This window comes from Lentzea sp. (assembly GCF_036380075.1).
In the GTDB taxonomy this organism is placed as follows: domain Bacteria; phylum Actinomycetota; class Actinomycetes; order Mycobacteriales; family Pseudonocardiaceae; genus Lentzea.
The window spans coordinates 1-22,139 of sequence record NZ_DASVFL010000159.1 but is presented as its reverse complement, the minus strand read 5'-3'; the positions used below and the strand labels follow the sequence as shown (position 1 = coordinate 22,139).

The following is a 22,139-nucleotide window of genomic DNA, read 5'->3' as shown; positions in this document are numbered from 1 at the left end:
CGGGTCAGAGCTGCGGACTCCGGCTCCTCCGCGGCACCGATGAGCGCGGCGGCAACGGACAACATCCACATGTCCACCATGGTCAATCCCCCCAAGGGATGCTGCACCGCAGGCCGAAGCGTTCGAGAACACTAACATTCGACCAGCCTGGACATGATGAGCTTTCGGAGGATGCTCGGCGCTTTCGAGACCGCCGAGCTGCGCCTGAGCGACTTCAGCCGTGTGCACGGGAATGTAGCACTCGACCGTCACCTGGTCGTCGAGCGGGCCAGCGCGAGGCTAGCGCCACCTGCGCGGGTGTGGCGCCCAGCCGGTCGGCCACCTCGCGCACGGTCTCCGTCCACTTCGGACTTACGGCCATGTCGCCGACGGTCTCCCCCGCCGCGGTCGATGCCGAGCTTGGTTCGGGTGATGAGGGCCGGCCTCCGGGCGACACGACGAAGAGGCGGGGCCGGCTGATGCCGGCCCCGCCTCGTGATCACCTCGTGGTCACGCCTTCACGGAGTGCTTCCCGTGAGTCCAGGACGAGGCGTCGCCGCCGTCGCCCGCCGGACCGGAGTGGCCACCGACCGTGGTGCTGTGGTTGGAGGCGTTGCCCGTCGGACCAGTGGCGCCGGTGTCACCGGAGTTGCCCGAGGTGACCTCGGTCCAGGACTGGGTGCCGTGGTTCTTCGAGCCGGAGTGCTTCCAGCCCTTGTTGTCCCAACCGTGGTGCTTCCAGCCGTGGCACTTGTCGCCGCGGTGGTCGTCCCACTTCTTGTTCTCTGTCTTCACCACGGCGGAGTTGCCGCCGGTGGCGCCGGAGTTCCCGGAGTTGCCCGAGTTGCCGGTCGTGGCGTTGTTCGAGCTGGTGGCGTTGCCGCCGTTGCCCGAGTTCCCGCCGTTGCCGGCATTGGCCTTGGCGGAGTCGTCGTTCTTGCTCCACTTGCCGTGGTTCCAGGACTTCTTGCCCTGCTCGGTCACCGCCCAGGCGTTGCCGCCGTCACCGGCCGGGCCGGAGTTGCCGCCCTGCGTCCAGCTGTGGTTCCACGCGTCACCGGTCGAGCCGGTGGCACCCGTGTCGCCGGAGTTGCCGGACGTCACCTTCGTCCAGGACTTGGTGCTGTCCCAGGACTTGCGGTCCCAGTTCCAGCCGTGGCCCTGCTCCGAACCGATCGTCCACACGACGGCCTTGTTGCCGCCGGTGGCACCCGAGTTCCCGGAGTTGCCCGAGTTGCCGGACGTGGCGTTGTTCGAGCTGGTGGCGTTGCCGCCGTTGCCCGAGTTCCCGCCGTCGCCGGCAGTGGCCTTGGCGGAGCCGTTGTCGCTGTTCTTGCTCCACTTGTCGTGGTGGCCCCACTTCTGGTCCTGGCTCACGGCCTTCGCGTCGCCACCGTCGCCGGCGGCACCGGAGTTCCCGCCCACGGTGTTGCTGTGGTTGGAAGCGTCACCGGTGGAACCAGTCGCACCCGTGTTCCCGGAGTTGCCCGAGCTCACGTTGGTGTGGCACTCCGCCAGCAGGCAGACGCCGTAGGCGCTGTTGCCGCCGGTCGAACCGGAGTTGCCGGAGTTGCCCGAGTTGCCGGACCGGGCGGTGTTCGAGCTGGTGGCGTTGCCGCCGTTGCCCGAGTTGCCGCCGTTGCCCGCGGAAGCGCTCGCGTTCTGGGAACGACCCGCGGCGGTGGCGTCGCCACCGTTGCCCGCGGCACCGGAGTTCCCGCCCACGGTGTTGCTGTGGTTGGAAGCGTCACCGGTCGAACCAGTCGCACCCGTGTTCCCGGAGTTGCCCGAGCTCACGTTGGTGTGGCACTCCGCGAGGACGCAGACGCCGTACGCGGTGTTGCCACCGGTGGCGCCGGAGTTCCCGGAGTTGCCCGAGTTGCCGGACGTGGCGTTGTTCGAACTGGTGGCGTTGCCGCCATTGCCCGAGTTCCCGCCGTTGCCGGCGTTGACGACCGAGTGCACGACGTTGCCGACGTCGCCCAGGAGACCGTTGCCCCCGGTGTCGGCGCTCGCCATCGCCGTTCCGCACAGGAGGAAGCCTCCTGAGAACGCTGCGGCCACCAGGCCGCGCTTCACGTAGTTGTGCATTTGCTGAGCCTTTCCTGTCAAACAAGCTTGGTGATCTGTCGGCTTGGTTGGCAGGTCGGATCAACTGGGATGGTTTCGGCCGTAGTAATAGCACCACGACCCGTGGACCTGGTGGTCGGTGACCACCACGAGCGATTCGTCGTCGGCGTGCGCTCCCGAACGTGCGGGGAGGTCCGAGACGGCGAGACCCGTCGACCCCGTCGAGGACGCCGATCCCGTCATGCCGGGTAAGGCGAACGGCACGTCAGGTGACGCCGGGGAAGGCGCCTCGATCGGTGGCGCCACGTCAGGTGCGGCGATTTGTTGCCGTTGCGGAGTTCTGGCCACCGCAACCGGAACGCTGCCGGAGGACGCCACCGCGTGGACCTCCGGTACCACGACCGGCGTCTGCGGTGTCCCCGGAACCGCGGGAACCGGAGCGGGCGGCACCTCCGCGGGAGCGGAAGGCCGTGCCACCAACGGATCCACGATCCGCGGCACCACCGGCACGTCCCGCACCGTGTTCACCACAGGGGTGAGCAGCGGCGAGGTCACCGGCTGGAGGGGCTTCACCACCGGCCCCAAGGCCTGCGTGGCGGTGCCCACGACCGGCGCCAACGGCGCCAGGACCGGCTCGGTCACCGGCTTGACGGCCAGCAGGACCGGCTGGACGACCGGGTCGACCACCGCGGTGACGTCCCGCGTCACCGGCGCCAGCTTCCCGGTCACCGGTGCGACCGTGTCGGTCACCGGCACCAGTGTGTCGGTCACCGGCGCGAGCAGATCGGAGACGCCACCCAGGAGGCCGTGCGAGTCACCTTCGTCAGCGCTCGCGACCCCGGCGGAGAGCAGGCCGAACCCGATCAGGAACCCGGCCACACCGAGACCCCGGCGCAGAGCTGTGGAGCATGTCAACTTCATGCAATCACCCCCTTTCACCGAATCAGCACCCGTACATCCCAGTATTCGGCTCACTCGAACGGGTGGATTGCCGGAAAAACAAAAACTTTCGTTGTCGCAGCTCAATGGCACAATTTATTTCAAAACCTCTTTTTCCGACTACTTTGCGACATGCATTTGCGCCCAATTCATGTACGCAGAGTGATCACGCCTCATGTGAACAGCGTGGTTCCGAATTTCAGGAGGACCGAACACGGAGAGGTTCGCCCGCCACTCGGCTCGCTCACCACGGACGCGCTATATGAGTTGTCGGTCTGTGTACGTTCAGCTGCATGGGGGAAGACTTCGTCGTCGACTGGACCTATCAGTCCGTGTCCATCAACGCGGACATGGATGTGCGCACTGCCGCGGACATCGTGGCCGAGCGGCTCGGCATCGAGCTCACCGAACAGATGGGCCGTGACGGGCACGTGCGCTTCGCCGGGCCGGACGCCTCCGGCACGGAGCTGTCGGTGAGCACGAACACACCGATGATCTACGACTTCATGTCCGAGAAGGAGAAGCAGGACGTCCTCGAAGCCACCGGGCCGGAGCCGACGTCGATCTACGTCCACGGCACGTCTGTCGGTCATGCGATCGTCGAAGCGCTGTCCGGGCCTGGATTCCGGCTGATGTTCCTGAGTCCGCACCCCGAGGAGTGGTGGCAGCGCAGCCAGGCGGGGTGGAAGCGGGTGCTGCCCGAGCTGCGGCGGCAGGGCTGGGACGCGGAGCTGGACAGTCCTGCCTCGCCGGTCGCGCTCGAAGGCCACCTGCCGAGCGGCGAGGAGTTCTACCTGCGCTGCAGGTGGAACACGTGCACGCTCTACATCGACGACGAGGAGGTCGAGGAGGCGGAGCTCGAAGGCGAGTTCTCCGCGAGCTACATCCTCCCCGACGACGCCGTCGCCGTTCTCCTGAAACTCCACCAGGAGTGGCTCACTCGCTGACGGCCTGATGAACAGTTCGGCGGCGATCTGGGGTTCGACCGGTCGCGCGCGAGGACCGCCGGCACGTCGAACTCTCGCCGCGTGAGACCGAGGTCGTCGGACCGCGGCCGTTCCGGATCGAAACCGCCGCGCGTCAGCAGTGCGCACTCTCACCCGTGCGGACCGTGACGAACCCCGCTGTTCGGGTATCCCACCTGGACAGGACATCGCCGACCGCGGGAGTGACCATGCCGGCCACCGTTTCCGACGAGCACCTCGCAGCGGTGCTGCGCACCTTCGTCCGCACGGCCTCGCCCGCCCTCGACGCGGTGCGCAGGTCCGGGCCGCGCGAGGTGGTGGCCGACACGCAGCCGTCGCAGCCGCTCAGCCTCCCGCGACGGGCGGTGCGCGCGGTGGCCGTGCTGCGCGTTCCCGGCACCGCCGCGTGGGCGCGGATGGACACCTCACGACGGGTCCGCTGGTGGACCGGTCCCTTCGGCAGGCTCACCGCGGCCGTCACCGCCGTTCCCGGCCTGGGCGGCGTCCTGGCCGACCGGCTGCCCGTGCAGGACCTGCTCGGCAGCGCGGCCCAGGGCCTGATCCTGTGCGCCATCGCCGGGGAATGCGGCGTCACCGACACCGACACCCGCACCCGCCTGCTGGCCGCGGTCCTGTTCGACCGCACCCTGCCCGCGACCACCGAGCACCCCGCCGAGGCCGCGGACGGCGGCACGCGGTCCAGCCGCAGCAAGAAGGGAATCGGCAGCGCGCTGTGGCGGCTCGCCCAGGAGCTGCGCGGCATCGACTCCCTGCTGGGCAGCCGTCCCACCGGTGGCCGGTTCCTCGGCCTGCTCGGTTCCCTGCCGCTGCTGGGCTTCGTCGGCCACTACCTCGCCGAACGAGCCGGCACCCGCACCATCCGCAAGCGTGCGCAGGCCTGGCTGACCGCGCATGCCGCGGCCCGGCCGTTGAGCACGTCCGTGCACTGACGGAAGAAGGCCCGGTGCTTGATCGCACCGGGCCTTCGTTCAGCTATGGATTCCCCGGGTTCTGCACACCGTCACCGGGCCCACCGGGATCCGGATCCCCCGGCTTCGGTTTGGTCGTCGTCGTGGGACCACACGGCTGGAGCAGACCGCACGGCTCGGTCGTCTTCGGCGGCTTGGTGGTGGTCGGCTTGGTGGTGGTCGGCTCGGCCGGCGGGGTGTCGGACGGCTTGTCCGAGGTCGTGGTGACCTGGGTGTTGGGCTGGCTTTCCTTCTTGGCCGGCGGGTTGTACTGGTTGAGCGGCTTGGCCTTCGGGAACTTCTCCAGCTGCGAACCGGCCAGCGCCTTGTTCATGAACGCCTGCCAGATCTTGCCGGGCACGCCGGAGCCGAAGATGTTGGCGCCCGCCTTGTCGCGGATGGGCAGGTTGCCCTCGTTGCGGCCAACCCACACGGCGGCCGAGATGGACGGCGTGTAGCCCACCATCCAGGCCTTCGAGTTGAGGCCCGCGCCCTGACCGGCGCTCTCGGACAGCTCGTGCGTACCGGTCTTGCCGGCGCACTCGCGGTTCTCCGCGCACTTGATGTTCGAGCTGGTGGGGATCTCCTTGAGCACGTCGGTGACGTTGTCGGCGATGTCCTGGCTCTTGGTCTGGTCCGGGTCGAACGCCGAGATCGGCTTGTCCGCGTGCTGGTAGAGCAGGGTTCCGTCGGGGCCGGTGATCTTCTGGATGAAGAACGGCTGGCGGTAGACGCCGCGGGCGGCGAACGTCGCGTAGGCCGAGGCCATGTCGAACGGGCGGACCACGGCCTGGTCACCACCGAGGGCGATACCACCGTTCGGGGTGCCGCCGTCCTCGCCGACCAGCAGCTTCTTCGGGCCGTTGCCGATGTTGACCTCGTCCGGGATACCGGCCTGGTGGGCCGCCTTCACGGTCTTCGCCACGCCGATGTCGTTCACGACCATGTCGTAGAACACCGTGTTCAACGACTTGATCATCGCCGTGCGGACCGGACATTCCTTGCCGCACGAGTTGTCGTTGCCGGAGTTGCGGATCGGCGTCGCCACACCGGGGAACGTGCGCGGCGACGAACCGTCGTAGACCGTGCCGAGACCCCTGCCGTTCTGCAACGCCGCGACCAGGTCGAACGCCTTGAACGACGAGCCCGGTTCCTGGAGCGTGCCCTTCGCGTAGTCGAACGAGCCGCGGCCCTCCCTGCCGCCCCAGTACGCGCGGACGGCGCCGGAGTTCGGGTCGATGGCGGTCAGCGACGTCTTCAACGCCTCGGGCTGCGCGCCCTTGATCATGATCTCGTCCACGGCCTCCTCGGCCGCGGTCTGCGTCTTCGGGTCGATCGTCGTCGTGATGGTCACGCCGGTCTTCTGCGCCTGCTCGAACGAGACGCCGGTCTGCTGCTCCTCGAGGGCGTTCTGGACCTGGTCGACGATCAGGCCGCGCGGGCCCTCCAGCGACTTCGGCTGGGTCTCGGCGAACGGCAACGGCTGCGGCCACTGCTGCGCGTCGAAGTAGGCCTGGTCGATCCACTTCTTCTCGAGCATCTGGCCCATCACGTACTTCCACTGCTTCTGCGAGTGGTCCTTGTCCTCCGACCAGGAGGGCGTCTGGATCATCGCCGCGATCAACGCCGCCTCGGACGGCGTCAGGTCCTTCATCTCCTTCTTGTAGTAGACCTGTGCCGCGGCCTTGAAGCCGTTCGCGCCACGACCGAAGTACACGGTGTTGAGGTACGCCGTGAGGATCGTGTTGTGGTCCGACTCGTTGCTCATCTTGAAGGCCTTGACGACCTCCGTGAACTTGCGGGTCAGCGTCGGCGCCTCGTTGTTGGTCGCCTTCTTGATGTACTGCTGGGTCAGACCGGAACCACCGCCGGAGCCGCTGGTCACCTGGAACCAGGCGGCACGGAGGATCGCCTTCGCGTCGAAGCCGGGGTTCTCGTAGAAGTCCGCGTCCTCGGCCGCCAGCACCGCGTGCTTGACGGTGTCCGGGATCTCCTCGTACGTCAGCATCGTGCGGTTCTCGCCGGGCGAGGTGATCTTGGTCATCTCGCTGCCGTCGGCGTACTGGAGCGTGATCGTCTTGTTCTGGGTCGCCGCGATCTCCTCCGGCTTCGGCCAGTCGAGGAGCGGGTATGCGACGGCGACGGCGATCACCGGGCCGAGGATCATGAGACCGATCGCGACGAAGGCACCGATCCGGACGCGCTTCCAGATCTTCTTCTTGCGCAGCCTGCTCTTCTCCGCCTCGGTGAGCTCCGGCTCGTCCTCGTCCGCGTCGTCGTAGTCGTCGTCGCGGTAGTCGTCCTCGTCGTCCTGGTAGTCGTCATCGTCGACGACGGCTCCACCCGCGAGCAGGAACTCGTCATCCGGCTCCCGGTGCGTCATGAGCTCGGGCTCGCGCTGCGTCGGCCGGCTCACCGGCGGCAGCTGCGTCGTCCGCTCGTCGCCCGGCCCGCGCGGGGGCACGCCGGGACGGCCGGGGCCGCCCGCGGGAGTTCCTGGACCGTTCGGGCCGCCGGGACGGCGTGCGCCGGGCGGCGGTGTCACGGGCATGCCGCCGGGCGGCGTCGGAGGCCGTCTGCCAGGTCCGGCGGGACCTCCCGCCGGAGGACGACCGGCCGAGCCCTGCGGTCCTCCCGGAGTGCCGCCCTGGGATCCGCCCGGTCCGTTCGGACGGCGTGGGGGCTGCTGCGGCGGGAGCCCTCCCTGGGGAGGGCGTCCGGAGCCGCCGGGCGGAGTGCCCGGCCGAGGCTGGTTCGGGACATCACGTCTCGTGCCGCCGCCGTCCGGGTCGTCCCCGGTCGGCCACTGCGGCTCGCCTCCGCGCTGCCGGTCATCATGCTGGTCGTTCACGTGAAAAGGCCTCCCAGACCGGCGCGCACCAGTCGTTCCACCGCGGTCCTCCTGCGTGACTTTTCCAGCCCACGCATCCTTCAGGACGCATGACCGCACCAGGTGGTTGCACACGCACGTGCCGCAAAATCAAGTTCCGGACCGACGCCGTCAGGTCGACGAAGCGGCGGATCGGCCCTCGACTTTATCGATCAGGGAGTGGAGTGCGCTCATCAGGAGCCGTTCGGGCAGAGTTGTCCGTCCGAACAAGCAACTCCTCGAGGTCGAGGCGGCTACGACTGCTCGTGGTCGATCTCCCGCAACGCCACCTCGAGCACCTCGAGGTAGGTCACGTCGGCCACCACTGTCTTGCGCTCGCGGCCGAGCGCCGTGCGTTCCGCGGGCTCGTCGCGGGTCTGCCACCACTTCGCCCCGTCGGTGGTCGACCGGATGACCAGCGCGCCGCTGGGCAGCATCAGCTCGTACTCGTGGACCTTGAAGTGGTCGAGCTCGCCGTCCAGCAACGCCAGCAGCACACACGCACGCCGCAGTGCCGCCTCGTAGGCCTCCGGGTCCTGGTCGCTCGGCGGCAGCACGATGACGACGCGCGAGGTCATCCCGGCCAGCCGGATCTGCTCGACCTCCCAGACGAACCCGTCGCCGAAGTCCCGGTCCGGCGGCAGGATCAGCACGATGACGTGGGCGCGGCTGATGAGGCGCTGGGCGACCTCCTGCCACTCGTCGTCGGCGGCGCGCATCAGGACCGGTCCCGGCGGGGCGAACGTGGTGCGCTGGTCGACGATGCCGTAGGTGTCCATGTCGAGCACCGTGCGCGCGGCGCGGGTGACGAGCTGCTCCATGGTCAGGTTGCGGGTGAACGGCCCGCTGTCGGTACGGCGCCTGACTCCCGTCTTCGGCAGCACGATCTCGGCGTCCTGCCCGAACGGCCTCAGGATGAGGCAGTACTTCTTCCGGGAGCGCAGCAACCCGAACACGACCTGCTCGTGCGACGGCGTCCCCGCGGACCGCGGGTACTTGGCGGCACCCACGACGATCATCACGAGCGCACTCACCGCCATGCCGAGCACGCCGCCCGCGCCGCTGAGCTTGTCGAACCCTCCCGCGGCGACCAGGGCGATCCCGGCCGTCAGGCCGGCGATCAGGACGATCAGCCCGCGCACGCGGGTGAACCGGCGGAGCCGCACGAACAACGCCTTCACGCCAGTTCCTCGACCGCCGGACGTAGATCGTTACGGTCCGAGACCGCCGTCCAGCGAGATCCTTCGCACCTGGGGAGAGCTCGCTTCGGAGAAGCTCAGCCACTCCTGTTCCTCGATCGCCGGAACCCGGCCAAGAACTCCGCCGCCCCGCAGTCGAACTCCTCCACCACCGGCACGTCGTCATAGCCCCAGATGCCGCCGCTCGAGACCGCGACCGTCCACCGCTCCGGATCCGGCGATCGACGCACCCAGAACAGACCCTCACGATCCCCACGCGCCCACGGGACCATGCCCTCCGGCACGTCCTCGGGATGCTCGCGACGCCAGTCCTCCGTCTCCTGCGTCTCGACCTCGAACTGGTACAGGTGGTCCGGCACTCCATCCACCCGGTACGGCGGCTGCACCATCACGCCGTTCAGCACGCCTGGCGCGTCGAACGTGCCGGGCGGGAAGACAGCGTGCAGGTCGCGGTAGTCAGACGGCAGCTCGAACCCCAGCCTCGCGTGGACCACGTCCCACGATGTCTCCACATAGGACTGGCCGGTCCACCCGGTCACCCGGGCGAGTCGTCGCACCGCCTCGTGCACCGCTACCGTCCCGTGTTGTTCGGCAAACCAGGCATGTCCTGGTAGGTCACATAGGCCGGTGCCCCCGGCTTGCGTGCGATCATCGTGCTCGGCAGCTTTCCTCTCACCAGGGCGATCAGGAACGCGACAGCTCCGACGTCGTACTCCTCCCAGTTCCCGTCCGCGCCGCGCACGACCACAGGCCAGGTGTTCGGATCTCCATCGTCCGCGAGCCAGAACAGCTCCCCGCCCATCGGGTACTCGAACGTCGCCCAGGGGATCAAGCCGGGTAGCTGTGGAAAAGCCGCGAAGGGAGGTTTGCGGCCGTCCTTCAACGACAACATCACCTCGCGATGCAGGGCGAGCAAGTCCCCCTCCTCCCCCGTGCGGGTCGGCGCGTTGATCAGCACGCTGCCGGCGTAGAGCCCCGTCGGCACCGTGCTGAGCAACGACTTGTAGTCGTCCGGCAACGACAACCCGAGGAGCCGTTCGGTCACCCGCCAGTCCGGCTGCCACTTGGGCAGAGCGGACCAGCCGACGACATCGGCCAGCACCTCGACAGCGGGTGGTCGTGTGGCCACCGATCGACCCTCCTGCCCTGTTGACGTTGGGATGCCGACGCTACAAGTCCGCCCCGACGCCGGCGTAGCGATGCGCGATCTGACGACAAGCCTGCAGCAGCTCGGGTGGCTGCAGGTCGGTGAGCTCGGTGTCGAACGTGGCGAGGATGCCCGCGATGCCGGCCCAGGACCAGGCGCCGAGGGTGAGGCGGCAGTGGTCGGGGTCGAGGTGCTCGACGACGGAGCCGCCGGGTGCCCAGCGGGCCACGACGTGCGCGGGCAGGTTCAGGCGGGCGCTGCCGGTGCACTGCCAGGCCGCCGGGGTGTCGCCGCGGTCGTGGCTGCTCATCACGAACTGCGCGAGGTCGTCGTCGGGCAGGTCGCGGGGTGCGAAGCGGCTGCGGGTGGGGCGCGGGTGCAGTCGGTCCACCCGGTGCACCAGCCAGCGGTGGTCGTCGAGGTCGTAGGCGATGAGGTACCACCGTCCCGCCCACACCACGAGGTGGTGGGGCTCGAGCCGGTGCGCCGCCGTGAAGTCCGGCTCGCCGGGAGCCGCGCGGGTGCCGTCGGGGCGCAGGAGCTCGGTGACGAGGACGTGGCGCAGCCGCACGGCGGTGCCGACCGTGGTCAGGGCTGCGGTGTCGATCGGGGGTGCGGGGAACTCCCAGTAGTTGCGCAGTCTGGTCAGGCGGAGGGACTCCATGGCGGTGCGGAGCGTGTCCGGCATGGCTTGCTGCACGGTCAGCAGGGCTCTGGCGGTGTCGTCCTGGAGGCCGAAGACGGAGCTGGGGGCGGTCTGCAACGCGATGGCGATCGCGAGCGCCTGGTCGTGGTCGAACAGCAGGGGCGGCAGGGTGTGGCCGGTGCCGAGCCGGTACCCGCCGTCCGGGCCGCGGACGGTCACGACCGGGTAGCCGAGCTCGCGCAGGGTGTCCAGGTCGCGCCGCACGGTGCGTTCGCTGACCGCCAGACGAGCGGACAGGTCCCGCAGCTGCCACGTCCCGCGCGAGCCGAGCAGGGACAGCAGCTGGAGAGCGCGATGTGACGTGGTCGCCATCGCTCGATCCTGTCAGGAGTAGTGGCCACTCGGTGTCCAGTACTGCTGCCAGTGTCGATCTCGCGCCACACGGGGTGGCCGACAACGAAAGGCTGGTGTGCAATGCACGTCATCGTCGCCGGAGGAGGGATCGGCGGGCTCGCACTGGGTGCCGGGCTGCGGCGCCGTGGGCACGAGGTGGCGGTGTTCGACCGCGACACCGACGTCGCCGCGACCGGCGGGTACCACATCACCCTCGACGAGCGGGCCCTGTCGGCGCTCGAACGGCTCGTCGCGCCGGAGGTCGTGCGCCGGTTGCTGGCGTCGGGGTCGGCGCTGCGGCTGCGGGACCGAGACGTGTTCTGGGACTACCGCGGCCGCGTGCTCGGGTACGGCCCGGACCTGTCCGGCAGCGCGAGCATCGACGTCGACCGCATCACCCTGCGCGTGCTGCTGGCCGAAGCGGTCGGCGAGGACCTGCGGCTCGGGAAGTCCGTGACGGAGGTCGGCATCGGCGGTGACGGCAGGCCGCAGGTCCGCTTCGCCGACGGCACCTCGGTGTCCGCGGACCTGGTGGTCGGTGCCGACGGAACGCACTCGGTCGTCGCCCGTCACCTCGCCGCGGCCCCGACCAGCCGTCCGGCGGGGATCATCGGGTTCTCCGGCCGCACCCGGCGGGCCGATCTCACCGACGCCGAACAGCGTCGGCTCGGCACCCGTTCGACGACGGGCATCGGCCCACGGGGCGCCGCGCTCTACGTGGGGTTCCTCGACCCGGTCGGCAACGCCGCCCTCGACGTCCCCGAGCTGAGCGCGTCGGTCACCACCGGCCCGACCTACATCTGGGGAGCGATGTTCCCCGAGTCCGCCCGCACCGACTCCCTGCGCGACCTGACCGGCACGGCGCTCTGCACCGCTCTGCTCGACCGCTTCCGCGACCACAGGTGGGCCGCCCACACCTTGGAAGTCATCGCGCGCACCGACCCGAGCAGCGTCGCCGCGTTCCGCTTCAACGCCGCCTCGACCCGCGCCGACGACCTGGCCCCCTGGACCCCGAGCCGCATCACCGCCCTCGGCGACGCCGTGCACGCCACCCCGCCCACTGCGGGCATGGGCGCGGGCGCCGCCATCCAAGACGCCGCCGACCTGCTCGACGCTCTCTCCGGGGACACCACGACCGTCACCGACGCGATCGGCCACTACGAAACCCAGCTGCGCCAACGCGGCGGCGAAGTCCTCACCGCCGCCATGAAGACCGTCCGCCTGATCCTGGCCACCGACACCACTTTCGGCGCCCTGGCCACCACTGCGGCCTGTCCGCTCATCGCCGCCGTCACCCGGCTTCGCCCCGCACCCTCCGCGCCTGCCCCCGCCAGGTCGGGTGCCGCTCGGTAAACCGGTGGCGCCGACCCGGCCCGCTCCGCTTTGCTCGGCGATCATCGAACAAGGGAGGACCGTTGATCGTCGTCACGGCTGCGTCCGGCGCACTGGGCCGCTTGGTCGTCGAGAGGTTGTCGGCGCGGACCGAGGTGGTCGCGGCCGTCCGCGACCTGTCCCGCGCGCCGGCGGGAGTCGCGGTGCGGCACGGGGACTACGACGACCCGGCCGGTCTGGCGGCGGCGTTCGACGGTGCCGACGAGGTGCTGCTGATCTCCTCACCCGAGCTGGACGCGGCGACACGCGTGGCGCAGCACCGCAACGCCATCGCCGCCGCCCGTCAAGCCGGGGTGGGCGCGATCGCCTACACCAGCTTCCTGGGCGCCGACACCACGGCGACGGGCCTCACCGAGGCCCACCACGCGACCGAGCAGGCCCTCCGCGACAGCGGTGTGCCGCACACGTTGCTACGAAACCCCTTCTACAGCGACGCGTTCGTGCCGACGATCGTCGACGGTGAACTGACGGCCAGCACGGGCGGCCGTGGACTGAACACCGCGTTCCGCGCCGACCTCGCCGACGCCGCCGTCGCGGTGCTCCTCGACGACGGCCACATCGGACAGACCTACGACCTCACCGGTCCTCTGTGGACCCACCGGGAGGTCGCCGAGGCCTTGGGAGTGGTCTACCGCGAGGTGCCCGACGACGGGCCCGGCCCGGTGCGGTGGCTCAACGCGCAGGTCCGTGCGGGCGCCCTGGAACGGCAGACGCCCGACCTGGAACGGGTGCTGGGTCGGGCACCGCGCACGATGGCCGAGCACCTGCGTGCGCGCCAATTCGGTGAAATGCGTTTGACTTCTGGACCAAACGGGTAACGACCAGCCCGTGACGCTCTCGCCGTGTGAGCCCGTCCCCGTCGCGGCCGGCCTTCCGTCCCGTGCGCTGGCCGACAGCGCCGAACTCGACTGGGCAGGCGTCCGCGTCCGCGAGATGAGCGATCCGCACGTCGCGGACTTCGCGCTGCCGCCGGTCGAGTCGTTGACCGTGGTGGTCGTGACCGCCGGCAGCTACGTCGTGGAGAGCGGGACCGGGAAAGGGCGCCGGCACGCCCTCGTCGCACCGGGCACGTCGTCGGTGAACGCCCCGAACCGCGAAGTCCGCGCTCGCTGGCGCTCGTCGAGCCGGGTGCCGTTCCGGTCGGTGCACCTGAGCCTGGCCACCTCGGTGGTGGAGCAGACGCGGGAGGCCCTCGGCCGGCCCTCGCGCTCGGTCGATCCCGACTACCTGCGCCGCGACGACGCGTTCGTCGAGGCGGCGGTCACCGAGCTCGGCCGTGCGGCACGGCTGGGCCTGCCCGCGCTGCACGCCCAGACGGTCGCCCAGTCCGTCGCGAGCCACCTGCTGCTGGGCACCGCCGCGGAGAACGACCGCCTCGGCGGCGGGCTTCCGGCGCCCGTCCTCGGAGTGGTCGTCGATCTCATGCACGAACGGCTGGCCGACCCGCTCACGCTCGACGAGCTCGCGGCCGCGGCGCACCTGAGCAGGCACCACTTCCTGCGCCGGTTCGCCGCGTCGACCCGTACGACCCCGATGCGCTACCTGACCTCGCTGCGCCTGCAGCGCGCCCAGGAGCTCCTGCAGAACGACGACCTGACGGTGCAGGCGGTCGCGGCCCGTTGCGGCTACCCGAACCCGGCCCACTTCACCAGCGCGTTCCGGCGCGAACACGGCCTGACCCCGTCCGCCTACCGGGAGCTGCGCCGCTGACGAAGCCGGCGCAGCACCCCCGTGACAGGTCAGCCGATCCCGCCGTTGACGAACACGACCTGGCCGTTGACCCAGCGGGCCGGGCCGGCGAGGAACGCCACGACCTCGGCGACGTCCTCCGGACGTCCGAGCCGCTCCAGCGGAGCCGCCTGGGACAGCCGCTGCACCTCGTCCTCGTCCTTGCCGTCCAGGAACAACGGGGTCGCGGTAGGACCGGGAGCGACGGCGTTGACGGTGATGTCCCGGCCGCGCAGCTCGCGCGCGAGGATGAGCGTCAGGCCCTCGACCGCGGCCTTGGACGCGACGTAGGGCGCGTAGGTGGGCATCTGCAGACGCGTGACCGAGGTGGAGAAGTTCACCAGCGCCCCGCTGGAGCGCAGCCGTCGCGCGGCCAGCTGGGCGATGACGAAGCTACCGCGGATGTTGATGCGGTGCATCCGGTCCAGCGCCTCCAGGTCGAACTCCGCGACCGGCGCCAGCACCATGATCCCGGCGGTGTTCACCACGACGTCGACGCCGCCGAAGGCGTTCTCGGTCTCGTCGAACAACGCGCCCATCGCCGTCTCGTCACCGACGTCGCCGCCCACCGCGATGGCCCGCCCACCCCGTTCGATGACGGTGCGGACAGCCTCCTCGGCCCGTCCGGGGTTGCCCGAGAAGTGGACGGCGACGGAGAAGCCGTCCGCGGCGAGGCGTTCGACCACCGCGCGGCCGATGCCGCCGGATCCGCCGGTGACGATCGCGACCCTGCCGGCCGCCGGGGCGCTCACGCGTCCACTCCGGTCGTGGTGGCCGGGCTGAGCAGCTCGGGCATCCCGATGCGGTCGTAGAACTCGCGCCGGACCACCTCACCGGCCTCGAAGACGCGCTCGGCGCCGTCGTCGGCCGGGTCGACGTAGACCCGGAACGGCCGCTGCCCCTTCGGCAGCCCCACGACCCGGACGATCTCGCGTGCCACCTCCTGCGGGTCGGCGTCGGCGGGAGACAGCTCGCCCAGCCGTTGCAGAGCCAGGTCGACGGTGTCCCCGAGGCGCGCGGCGTACTCGGCGGCGACGTCGTCGCGGTCCGGGGTGCCGGCATGGGCGAAGTGGTTGGTGCCGGTGGTGAACGACCCCGGCACCACGATCACGGAGTCGACGCCGAACCGGCCCGCCTCCACCGCGTAGCTGACGGCCAGCGCGTCCTCCGCCGCCTTGGCCGCGAAGTAGGGCGCCAGGTAGGGCGGGGTTCCGCCACGGGCACTGGACGAACCGACCCACACGAGCAGCCCGTCGCCTTGACGGCGCAGGTGCGGCAGGACGGCGTGGTTGAGCCGTTGCGTGGTCAGGACGTTCGCGTCGTACACGGCAGCGAGCTGTTCGACCGTGAACGCCTCGGCGGGACCGAGCACCATGTGCCCGGCGTTGTGCACCACGACGTCGACGCGGCCGCACTCCTCGACGACCTGTGCGACGGCACGGTCCACTGAGGACTGGTCGGCGACGTCCATCTCGATGGGACGCAGGTCGACCTGGTGCGTGGTGGCGTAGTCCTGGGCGTCCGCCACCGCTGTCGCGTTGCGGCCTGTCGTGGCTCTGATACCCGCGTAGACGCGGTGACCCGCGTCGGCGAGAGCCCGGACGGTCATGGCCCCGAAACCGCTCGAGGCGCCCGAAACGATGATCACCTGACTCATGTCTCTCCTACCGGTGATGGGACGGATGCGAGATCGAGTCTCATCGAGCACGGCGGCGCCGGGTTTCGCGTGGTTGCTCAAAACTGTGCGCTGGTTGCGCAACACCCGCTCCGCCAGGCGGTGGATCGAGAAGCGGTTTCACCGAAGTTGGAATCCACGGGTCAACAGCATTCTCCGAAGAGCGCGAAGCGCGTAGAAGGTGCGCGATCGGACCGTTCCGACAGGAATGCGCAGGATCGCGGCGGTTTCCGCGGTGGTGCGTTCCTGGAAGAAGATCTCCCGCAGGACATCGCGTTGCTCAGGGGACAGAGTGGTCAACGCTGCCCGGACCTCGTGCTTGTCGAGCAGTCTGTCGTAATCGTCGGCCGCGGGCGTCCGCGGCTCGAGCCGGTCGTCGGAGTACTCGGCCGGCCGGATGCGGGCCGCGCGAGCTTCGTCGACCATGATGTTGCGCGCCACGGTGATCAGCCAGGACCGGCTCCAGCGGCCGTCTTCGGCGCGCGCCTGCGGATGCCGCCACGCCCGGAGCATCGTTTCCTGGACGACGTCTTCCGCGTGATGCCGATCGCCTCTGGTGAGTTGGGTGAGGTACGCCAGGAGAACGGGCCGATGAATTTCGTGCAGATGGCGCAGCGCCGTGGCATTCGGCTCATCGCGCGGCCGATCGAATGCGGAAAGTTCATCGGCCATGCCTCTCTCCGTTCGCTTCGGCGAACCGGTCGCGTTGGATTTCCTGATCGCGTTCCCGGAACACAGCCAGCTTACAGTTAGGACTCCTAACTGTCGAAGGAATGTGACTGTCGTCGTCTCAACTCGAAGAGGTCCGGGTGCGTCTCCGATCGCGAGATCGGAGACGCACCCGGACCAGTGGCCGTGCGGAGCGGAGGTGGTGGCGACGGTCAGGCGCAGTAGCGCCCGTTCCCCTCAGGCCCCGCTCCCCAGATCGGGCAGGGGGTGAAGACGTTCGTGGTCGGGCCGTAGCCCTCGGCCTGGATCACCAGGTTCTTCGTGTCGATCGCCGAGGTGCCGATCGGCACCGTCCACGTGTGGGTGTGGCCGTTGATGCTGACGGGTGCGCTTCCCACGCTGGTCCAGGACCACGGGACGTTCGTGGTGCCGTCGGGAACCGTCCCCGAGTACTTGAACAGCGTCGTGCCCTCGACCATGTAGTTCGCGCAGACGTAGTTCCACGAGTTGTAGTTCACCGGCCAGCCCGGGTTGCGCTTCCAGTCGTCGCAGCCGCTGTCGCTGGAGAAGACGTAGAGGCGCTTGAAGGCGTAGGGAACCAGGATATCCGCGGTGTAGGTGGTGGACCCGGCCGAGGTGGAGATCCTGACGTTGGTCACCGTGTGGCCACCCGGCAGGCCCGGCGTCGACGCGGTCACGGTGTTGGACACCGCGGACTCGACCCCCGAACCGCCCTGGGTCGTCACCTGGAAGGCGAGGTTCGACGCACCCGTCTGGAGGTTGCCGACGGCCACCCGGTTCATTCCCGCCGGGAGGTTCAGGATCGGCTGGTTGTTCAGGTACACCTGGTGCGCGACCGCGTTGCCGCCCGGTGACCACTCCAGGGTGACCGACGTGTAGTCGGAGGCCGTCACCCGCAGGTTGGACGGCGCGGTCGGAGCGGGCGCTCCGACGTTGTACGGGTCGGCGAAGGTCGTGCCCGGTTTACCGCCCTTCACCAGGTCCATGTGCTTCTGCCAGTAGCTCTGCTGGGGCAGGGTGTCGTACGGGTTGTCCAGGACGTCGTTGGTGATCTGGACGTAGCCGACCCCGCGCTGCTTGCTCAGCTCGATGATCCGGCCGATCTCGCTCTCGGGCACGTTGTAGACGATGTGCCAGAGCTTGCGCGGATCCGCCGACGTCCAGGTGTTCGGGACGTAGTTCCTCGTGTAGGACTCGTAGCTGCTCTCGAAGGTCATCAGCGTGTCGGCCGAGTCCTCGAAGCACTGCGGCATCGTCGCGCCGGGGTTGAGCACGGTCATCGCACCGAAGTGGTTGCGCTTCACGTACTGGTTGAGGTGGCGGTAGAGCTTCGCGTACTTGTTGTCCGGACCGCAGTCGTTCCAGCCCTCGTCGAAGAAGATCCCGCCGATGCTGTTGCCGTAGAGCTCGTACCACTTGTCGATGTCGCGTTCGATCTGTGCGGTCCAGTCCGCGAGGTCGGTCGAGCCCAGCCGGGTCTTGAAGTGCTGTTCGCTGACCCCGAGGTACCCGGTCGGCACGTACCCAAGGACTCGCTTTCCGGTGGCGCCGGCGCGGTTGATGACGTTCTGCCAGCTCGTGTTCACCGTCGTGTCGGGACCGTTGGTCACGTTCGCCACGAGAACGCTGACCTTGTCGGTGGGAGACGCGATCAGCCGGTTCCAGGCGTCCGGGTCGGCGAGCGGGTGGATGTAGGACGCGACCGCGATCTGCTGGTTCACGCCGCCTCCGCCACCGGGCAGCGCGTCCGTGTCGACCAGCCAGTCGCGCAGGTAGGCCACGACGATCGCGTCCACGTAGGCGCCGGACAGCTCGGCGACGCCGCCGGACGTCAGGGTCGCCCCGTCCGCTTCGAGGTCGTCCCGCGTCAGGCTCCTGGTGTCGGCCTGGACGACGTGCTTGCCCGAGCCCTGCAGGGACTGGACCAGCGTGCCGATCCCGGCGTTGAGCTGGTCGACCTTCTGCTGGTCGACGGTGCTCGCCGGCAGCACACCGGCGATCAGCACGGTCTGCGACGGATCGGCCTGCAGGACCCGTTCGGCCCGGCTCCGCAGGCTTGCGACGGCGGAGTCGGTGTTGTTCAGGTCCAGCGAGGAGTGGTCGGGCTGCAGCAGGGTGACGTTCGAGGGGGCGCCGGCAGCGCGGCCGGACAGTTCCTGTGCGCCGGCGCTGCTGGTGCCGGCGAAGTCCTCGTAGGCGATGCCTCCCGACGTCTGGGAGCCGACGAACGCCAGGGGCTCGTCCCGCTTGGGGCCGAAGAGCGCCCACGCGGTGACCACGCCGGCCGCGAGCGTCGACAGTCCTTTGAGGATGCTGCTGAAGACCGAGGCGTGGGTTCTCGGGACGTAGGGCCGGACTCGGACCTGCGGCGGCATGGCCGAAGCGAGCAGGCCTCCGAGGTTGACCGCGTAGTGGTCGGACGACGCACCGTTCAGCCGTCGCGCGTTCGGGAGCCGGGCCTGGATGTCGCTCGTGACGAAGTAGTCCAGCTCGCCGCCGTTCTGATGCGTGGCTCGTCCGCTGTTGTAGACGTGTGCGACCGGGAAGTACTGACGTCTTTGCATCTCTTCGGGGTCGAGGTTGAAGTCGCCGCCGGCGTGCCACCGCGCCGTGCTGTTCGACCACCTGCCGACCTCGGCGTCGATCTCGTTCAGCATCCGGGCGGAGTCACCTCCCGAGGTGTCCGACGTTCCCTGCCGTCCGGACAAGCCGTGGAAGGTGAAGTACCAGTCGTTGCCGAGGCGCACGCCCAGCGCCGCCCTGCCCCGCGCGACCGGGTTGCGGACGATGCGGATCTCGTCCGGTTCGTGGCGGGTGACGATCGCGATGTTCACCCGGCCGCCGGTGGCATCGGTCTCGACGAAGATCACGTTGTACGTGATGTGGCGCGACAACCAGAGGTACCGCCGGTACACCAGGCCTTCCGGCGTGACAGCGGTTCCCTCGTCGTGCGCCGACGGCGGCCCGTTCGGCCCCACCTCCTGCAACATGACCACATCGGCGTTGGCGGCGTAGCCGCTCACGTCCAGGGTCCACTTGCTCTCGATCGAGTTCGTGCCGCCCTGCATGTTGTAGGTGATCAGCGACGTGCCCGACAGCGGCGTGGCACTGGCGGGCTGCGCGGGGACGGCGTTGAGCAGCGTCGCGACGAGCGACAGGCACAGGAGCACCGCGGTTCTACGCCGCCGGACGGGGTTCGCCCGTCGGCGGAACTTGAAGCGCACCAACATGAACAGCCTCCGTGTCACGCCCGAGCGCGACCCTGGGTGGTGGACCGCGGACGGTGCGGCGGTCCAAGGACGGCAAGGGAACGAGATCGGAGGCCACCACGTTCATGCCGGACGCAGATGTAACGCAGCTCACCAGGGGGTCAGGCGGCCTCCAGGACGAAGAACACGAAGCTCAGGAACGACCCGGACGGGAACTTCGCCATCTCCTCGGGGAAGAGCTCACGGGCCTCCGGCGCCGCGGGCGGCTCGCTGATGACGGCGATGCGGAAGCCCGCCGCGGTGAAGGCGTCGGTCATCGCGTGCAGCGGCCGGTGCCAGTAGGTGAGCGTGGCCTTCTGGCCGTCGAAGTCGTAGTCGTCGGTCCACTTGGTGGTCGCGAAGTAGCTGGTCTCGCGGTCCAGGAACGGGAGCATGACGGGGTGGTTGACGGCGACGATCAGCCGGCCGCCCGGCTTCAGCACCCGCCGCAGCTCGGCCAGCGGCGCGGTCCAGTCCTCCAGGTAGTGCAGGACCAGGGCGGCGACGCAGTCGTCGAACGCGCCGTCGGCGTACGGCAGCGGCTGGGTGATGTCGGCTACCCGCAGGTCCGCGTCGTCGCCGAGGCGCTGCCGGGCCAGCTCCACCATCTTCGCGCTGCGGTCGAAGCCGGCCACGACGGCACCCTTGTCGCGCAACGCCCGGAAGATGGGGCCGGAGCCGCACGCGGCGTCCAGGACCCGCCTTCCGGTCACGTCGCCGGCCAGGTTCACGATCGCGGGCCGGGTGTAGTAGGCGTTGATCAGGCTGGTCTCGTTGACGGCCGTGTACCCCTCGGCGAAGAGGTCGTAGTCGTTCTCCAGGGCCACGTCGGCAGAGCTTTCGGAATCGGCAGACATTTTCCCATACTGCCGAGTGATCGACAGGGCCGCCAGGACGCTCGTGGCAGGCGTGCACACACCAAACCCGCGCCCGCCTTTCAGGCCGCTGCGGCTGCCAGGCCCACCGGGAACCGCACGCCGGTGAGGTCCTCCGAGACGGCCCAGAGGCGTTGCTGCACGGTCAGGTCGTAGGAGTCGGGGCTGGAGGTGACCAGCTTCGGGTGGCCGCGCCGCTCGGCCAGGCCGTCGGGTCCGTAGTACTGGCCGCCGAGGACGGACGGGTCGGTCGCGGCGCGCAGGGTGGGCAGTGCGCCCGCCGTCGCGGGCTGGGTGAGCACCGGAGCCAGCCAGGTGATCACCCGGCGGGCGATCGGCGGGGTGTTGCGGGCCAGGTCGGTGTTGGAGATGCCGGGGTGTGCGGCCACGGCGGTGGTGGTGCCGTGCGCGGCGAGCCGGCGCTGCAGTTCGTAGGTGAACATCAGGTTGGCGAGCTTGGACTGGCCGTAGGCGGCGGATCGGCTGTAGGAACGCTCCCATTGCAGGTCGTCGAAGTGGATGGCGGCGTTGATGCGGTGCCCGGTGCTGCTGACCGTGACCACCCGCGAGCCGGGCACCGGCAGCAGCAGGTCGAGCAGCAGCCCGGTGAACGCGAAGTGGCCCAGGTGGTTCGTGCCGAACTGCATCTCGAATCCGTCGCGGGTGGTCTGCTTGGGCGTGTACATCACACCGGCGTTGTTGATCAGCAGGTCGATTCGCGGGTGGGCGGTGCGCAGGTCGGCCGCGGCGGCGCGCACCGACTCCAGCGAGGTCAGGTCCAGCTCCTGCACCGAGACGTCGCCGTTGATCCTGGCCGCGGCGAGCTCGCCCTTCTCGGTGTCGCGCACGGCCAGCACGACCGCCGCCCCGCGCTCGGCGAGCTGCCGTGCGGTCTCGAAGCCCAGGCCGGTGTTGGCGCCGGTGACCACGGCCACGCGGCCGTCTTGGCGCGGGATCTGCTGTTCGGTCCAGTTCATCGCCGTCTCCTAATGTACCGCCGGTAACTTACGTCGGCGACGCTAATGTACCGCCGGTACACTGTCAAGGTACCGGCGGTACCCAAGTTAGGATCAGCGGCATGACGTTCCAGCGGGCGCGCACCGAAGAGCAGCGGGAGGTCCGGCGCCGGGCGATCCTGGAGACGACCTCGGCGATGCTCGACGAGATGCCGGTGGCCGAGGTGACCCTGAACGAGCTGAGCCGGCGGGTCGGTCTGGCCAAGACGGCGGTGCTGCGCTACTTCGAGTCCCGCGAGGCGGTGCTGCTCGACCTGATGGACGACCGGACCGCGACCTGGCTGGCCGAGCTGGACCACGAACTGGCCGGCGCCGTCGACCCGGACCGGCCGGCGGTGGA

Annotated in this window: 19 protein-coding genes; 6 read left to right on the top strand and 13 right to left on the bottom strand. The window is 69.5% G+C overall.

The window, feature by feature from the left end:
* Positions 1-489: 489 nt before the first annotated feature.
* Complete coding sequence (locus VF330_RS18730; RefSeq protein ID WP_330852914.1) at positions 490-2,070, bottom strand: hypothetical protein; 1,581 nt, start codon at positions 2,068-2,070, stop codon at positions 490-492.
* Positions 2,071-2,130: 60 nt separating this feature from the next.
* On the bottom strand, positions 2,131-2,970 hold the full coding sequence (locus VF330_RS18725; RefSeq protein WP_330852913.1) for a hypothetical protein: 840 nt from the start codon (positions 2,968-2,970) through the stop codon (positions 2,131-2,133).
* Positions 2,971-3,281: 311 nt separating this feature from the next.
* Between VF330_RS18725 and VF330_RS18720 the strand changes: the two genes are divergently transcribed.
* Both VF330_RS18720 and VF330_RS18715 read left to right on the top strand, forming a co-directional pair.
* Positions 3,282-3,935, top strand: a complete 654-nt coding sequence (locus VF330_RS18720; RefSeq protein ID WP_330852912.1) for a hypothetical protein — start codon at positions 3,282-3,284, stop codon at positions 3,933-3,935.
* Positions 3,936-4,162: 227 nt separating this feature from the next.
* Complete coding sequence (locus VF330_RS18715) at positions 4,163-4,903, top strand: hypothetical protein (protein ID WP_330852911.1); 741 nt, start codon at positions 4,163-4,165, stop codon at positions 4,901-4,903.
* 43 nt (positions 4,904-4,946) lie between these two features.
* On the opposite strand, the gene VF330_RS18710 is transcribed toward VF330_RS18715, so the two are convergent.
* The 5 genes from VF330_RS18710 to VF330_RS18690 all read right to left on the bottom strand — a co-directional run bounded on the left by VF330_RS18710 (position 4,947) and on the right by VF330_RS18690 (position 11,154).
* Positions 4,947-7,472, bottom strand: coding sequence for a transglycosylase domain-containing protein (locus tag VF330_RS18710; protein WP_330852910.1), 2,526 nt, complete (start codon positions 7,470-7,472; stop codon positions 4,947-4,949).
* A gap of 572 nt (positions 7,473-8,044) precedes the next feature.
* Positions 8,045-8,971, bottom strand: coding sequence for a hypothetical protein (locus VF330_RS18705; protein ID WP_330852909.1), 927 nt, complete (start codon positions 8,969-8,971; stop codon positions 8,045-8,047).
* 95 nt (positions 8,972-9,066) lie between these two features.
* Positions 9,067-9,546: a hypothetical protein gene (locus VF330_RS18700; RefSeq protein ID WP_330852908.1), complete on the bottom strand. Its 480-nt coding sequence runs from the start codon at positions 9,544-9,546 to the stop codon at positions 9,067-9,069.
* A gap of 14 nt (positions 9,547-9,560) precedes the next feature.
* Positions 9,561-10,118 carry a hypothetical protein gene (locus tag VF330_RS18695; RefSeq protein ID WP_330852907.1) on the bottom strand — a complete coding sequence of 186 codons (558 nt, stop codon included), beginning with the start codon at positions 10,116-10,118 and terminating at the stop codon, positions 9,561-9,563.
* 40 nt (positions 10,119-10,158) lie between these two features.
* Positions 10,159-11,154, bottom strand: coding sequence for a helix-turn-helix transcriptional regulator (locus VF330_RS18690; RefSeq protein WP_330852906.1), 996 nt, complete (start codon positions 11,152-11,154; stop codon positions 10,159-10,161).
* 102 nt (positions 11,155-11,256) lie between these two features.
* On the opposite strand from VF330_RS18690, the gene VF330_RS18685 reads away from it, so the two are divergent.
* From VF330_RS18685 to VF330_RS18675, 3 genes are all read left to right on the top strand, one after another.
* Positions 11,257-12,528: an FAD-dependent oxidoreductase gene (locus VF330_RS18685; RefSeq protein WP_330852905.1), complete on the top strand. Its 1,272-nt coding sequence runs from the start codon at positions 11,257-11,259 to the stop codon at positions 12,526-12,528.
* 62 nt (positions 12,529-12,590) lie between these two features.
* The gene (locus VF330_RS18680) at positions 12,591-13,385 is read left to right on the top strand and encodes an NAD(P)H-binding protein (RefSeq protein ID WP_330852904.1); all 795 of its coding nucleotides are present in this window, start codon (positions 12,591-12,593) and stop codon (positions 13,383-13,385) included.
* Between the two features lie 10 nt (positions 13,386-13,395).
* Complete coding sequence (locus VF330_RS18675) at positions 13,396-14,277, top strand: AraC family transcriptional regulator (RefSeq protein WP_330852903.1); 882 nt, start codon at positions 13,396-13,398, stop codon at positions 14,275-14,277.
* Between the two features lie 29 nt (positions 14,278-14,306).
* Here VF330_RS18675 and VF330_RS18670 read toward each other — a convergent pair whose 3' ends face one another.
* The 6 genes from VF330_RS18670 to VF330_RS18645 form a co-directional block, all read right to left on the bottom strand.
* On the bottom strand, positions 14,307-15,047 hold the full coding sequence (locus VF330_RS18670) for an SDR family oxidoreductase (RefSeq protein ID WP_330852902.1): 741 nt from the start codon (positions 15,045-15,047) through the stop codon (positions 14,307-14,309).
* Positions 15,044-15,952 (bottom strand): SDR family oxidoreductase, encoded by a 909-nt coding sequence (locus VF330_RS18665; protein ID WP_330852901.1) that lies wholly within the window; start codon positions 15,950-15,952, stop codon positions 15,044-15,046. Before VF330_RS18665 ends, VF330_RS18670 begins: the two co-directional genes overlap by 4 nt.
* A 138-nt stretch (positions 15,953-16,090) precedes the next feature.
* Complete coding sequence (locus VF330_RS18660) at positions 16,091-16,642, bottom strand: sigma-70 family RNA polymerase sigma factor (RefSeq protein ID WP_330852900.1); 552 nt, start codon at positions 16,640-16,642, stop codon at positions 16,091-16,093.
* A 209-nt stretch (positions 16,643-16,851) separates the two neighbouring features.
* Entirely contained in the window at positions 16,852-19,890 is a 3,039-nt protein-coding gene (locus VF330_RS18655; RefSeq protein ID WP_330852899.1) for a spherulation-specific family 4 protein, read from the bottom strand.
* Between the two features lie 140 nt (positions 19,891-20,030).
* On the bottom strand, positions 20,031-20,765 hold the full coding sequence (locus VF330_RS18650) for a class I SAM-dependent methyltransferase (RefSeq protein WP_330852898.1): 735 nt from the start codon (positions 20,763-20,765) through the stop codon (positions 20,031-20,033).
* 80 nt (positions 20,766-20,845) lie between these two features.
* A complete protein-coding gene (locus VF330_RS18645; RefSeq protein WP_330852897.1) occupies positions 20,846-21,760 on the bottom strand; it encodes an SDR family NAD(P)-dependent oxidoreductase in 915 nt (304 codons plus the stop codon).
* 101 nt (positions 21,761-21,861) lie between these two features.
* On the opposite strand from VF330_RS18645, the gene VF330_RS18640 reads away from it, so the two are divergent.
* Positions 21,862-22,139, top strand: a 278-nt coding sequence (locus VF330_RS18640; RefSeq protein WP_330852896.1) for a TetR/AcrR family transcriptional regulator, incomplete at its 3' end; no start/stop codon positions are given.

Excerpts from the sequence above, each read along its gene's own strand:
- VF330_RS18715 (WP_330852911.1), top strand. The coding sequence starts at position 4,163 with ATGCCGGCCACCGTTTCCGACGAGCACCTCGCAGCGGTGCTGCGCACC.
- VF330_RS18725 (WP_330852913.1), bottom strand. The coding sequence starts at position 2,970 with ATGAAGTTGACATGCTCCACAGCTCTGCGCCGGGGTCTCGGTGTGGCC.
- VF330_RS18645 (WP_330852897.1), bottom strand. The coding sequence starts at position 21,760 with ATGAACTGGACCGAACAGCAGATCCCGCGCCAAGACGGCCGCGTGGCC.
- VF330_RS18665 (WP_330852901.1), bottom strand. The coding sequence starts at position 15,952 with ATGAGTCAGGTGATCATCGTTTCGGGCGCCTCGAGCGGTTTCGGGGCC.
- VF330_RS18690 (WP_330852906.1), bottom strand. The coding sequence starts at position 11,154 with ATGGCGACCACGTCACATCGCGCTCTCCAGCTGCTGTCCCTGCTCGGC.
- VF330_RS18720 (WP_330852912.1), top strand. The coding sequence starts at position 3,282 with ATGGGGGAAGACTTCGTCGTCGACTGGACCTATCAGTCCGTGTCCATC.
- VF330_RS18650 (WP_330852898.1), bottom strand. The coding sequence starts at position 20,765 with ATGTCTGCCGATTCCGAAAGCTCTGCCGACGTGGCCCTGGAGAACGAC.
- VF330_RS18660 (WP_330852900.1), bottom strand. The coding sequence starts at position 16,642 with ATGGCCGATGAACTTTCCGCATTCGATCGGCCGCGCGATGAGCCGAAT.
- VF330_RS18730 (WP_330852914.1), bottom strand. The coding sequence starts at position 2,070 with ATGCACAACTACGTGAAGCGCGGCCTGGTGGCCGCAGCGTTCTCAGGA.
- VF330_RS18685 (WP_330852905.1), top strand. The coding sequence starts at position 11,257 with ATGCACGTCATCGTCGCCGGAGGAGGGATCGGCGGGCTCGCACTGGGT.
- VF330_RS18655 (WP_330852899.1), bottom strand. The coding sequence starts at position 19,890 with ATGTTGGTGCGCTTCAAGTTCCGCCGACGGGCGAACCCCGTCCGGCGG.
- VF330_RS18710 (WP_330852910.1), bottom strand. The coding sequence starts at position 7,472 with ATGCCCGTGACACCGCCGCCCGGCGCACGCCGTCCCGGCGGCCCGAAC.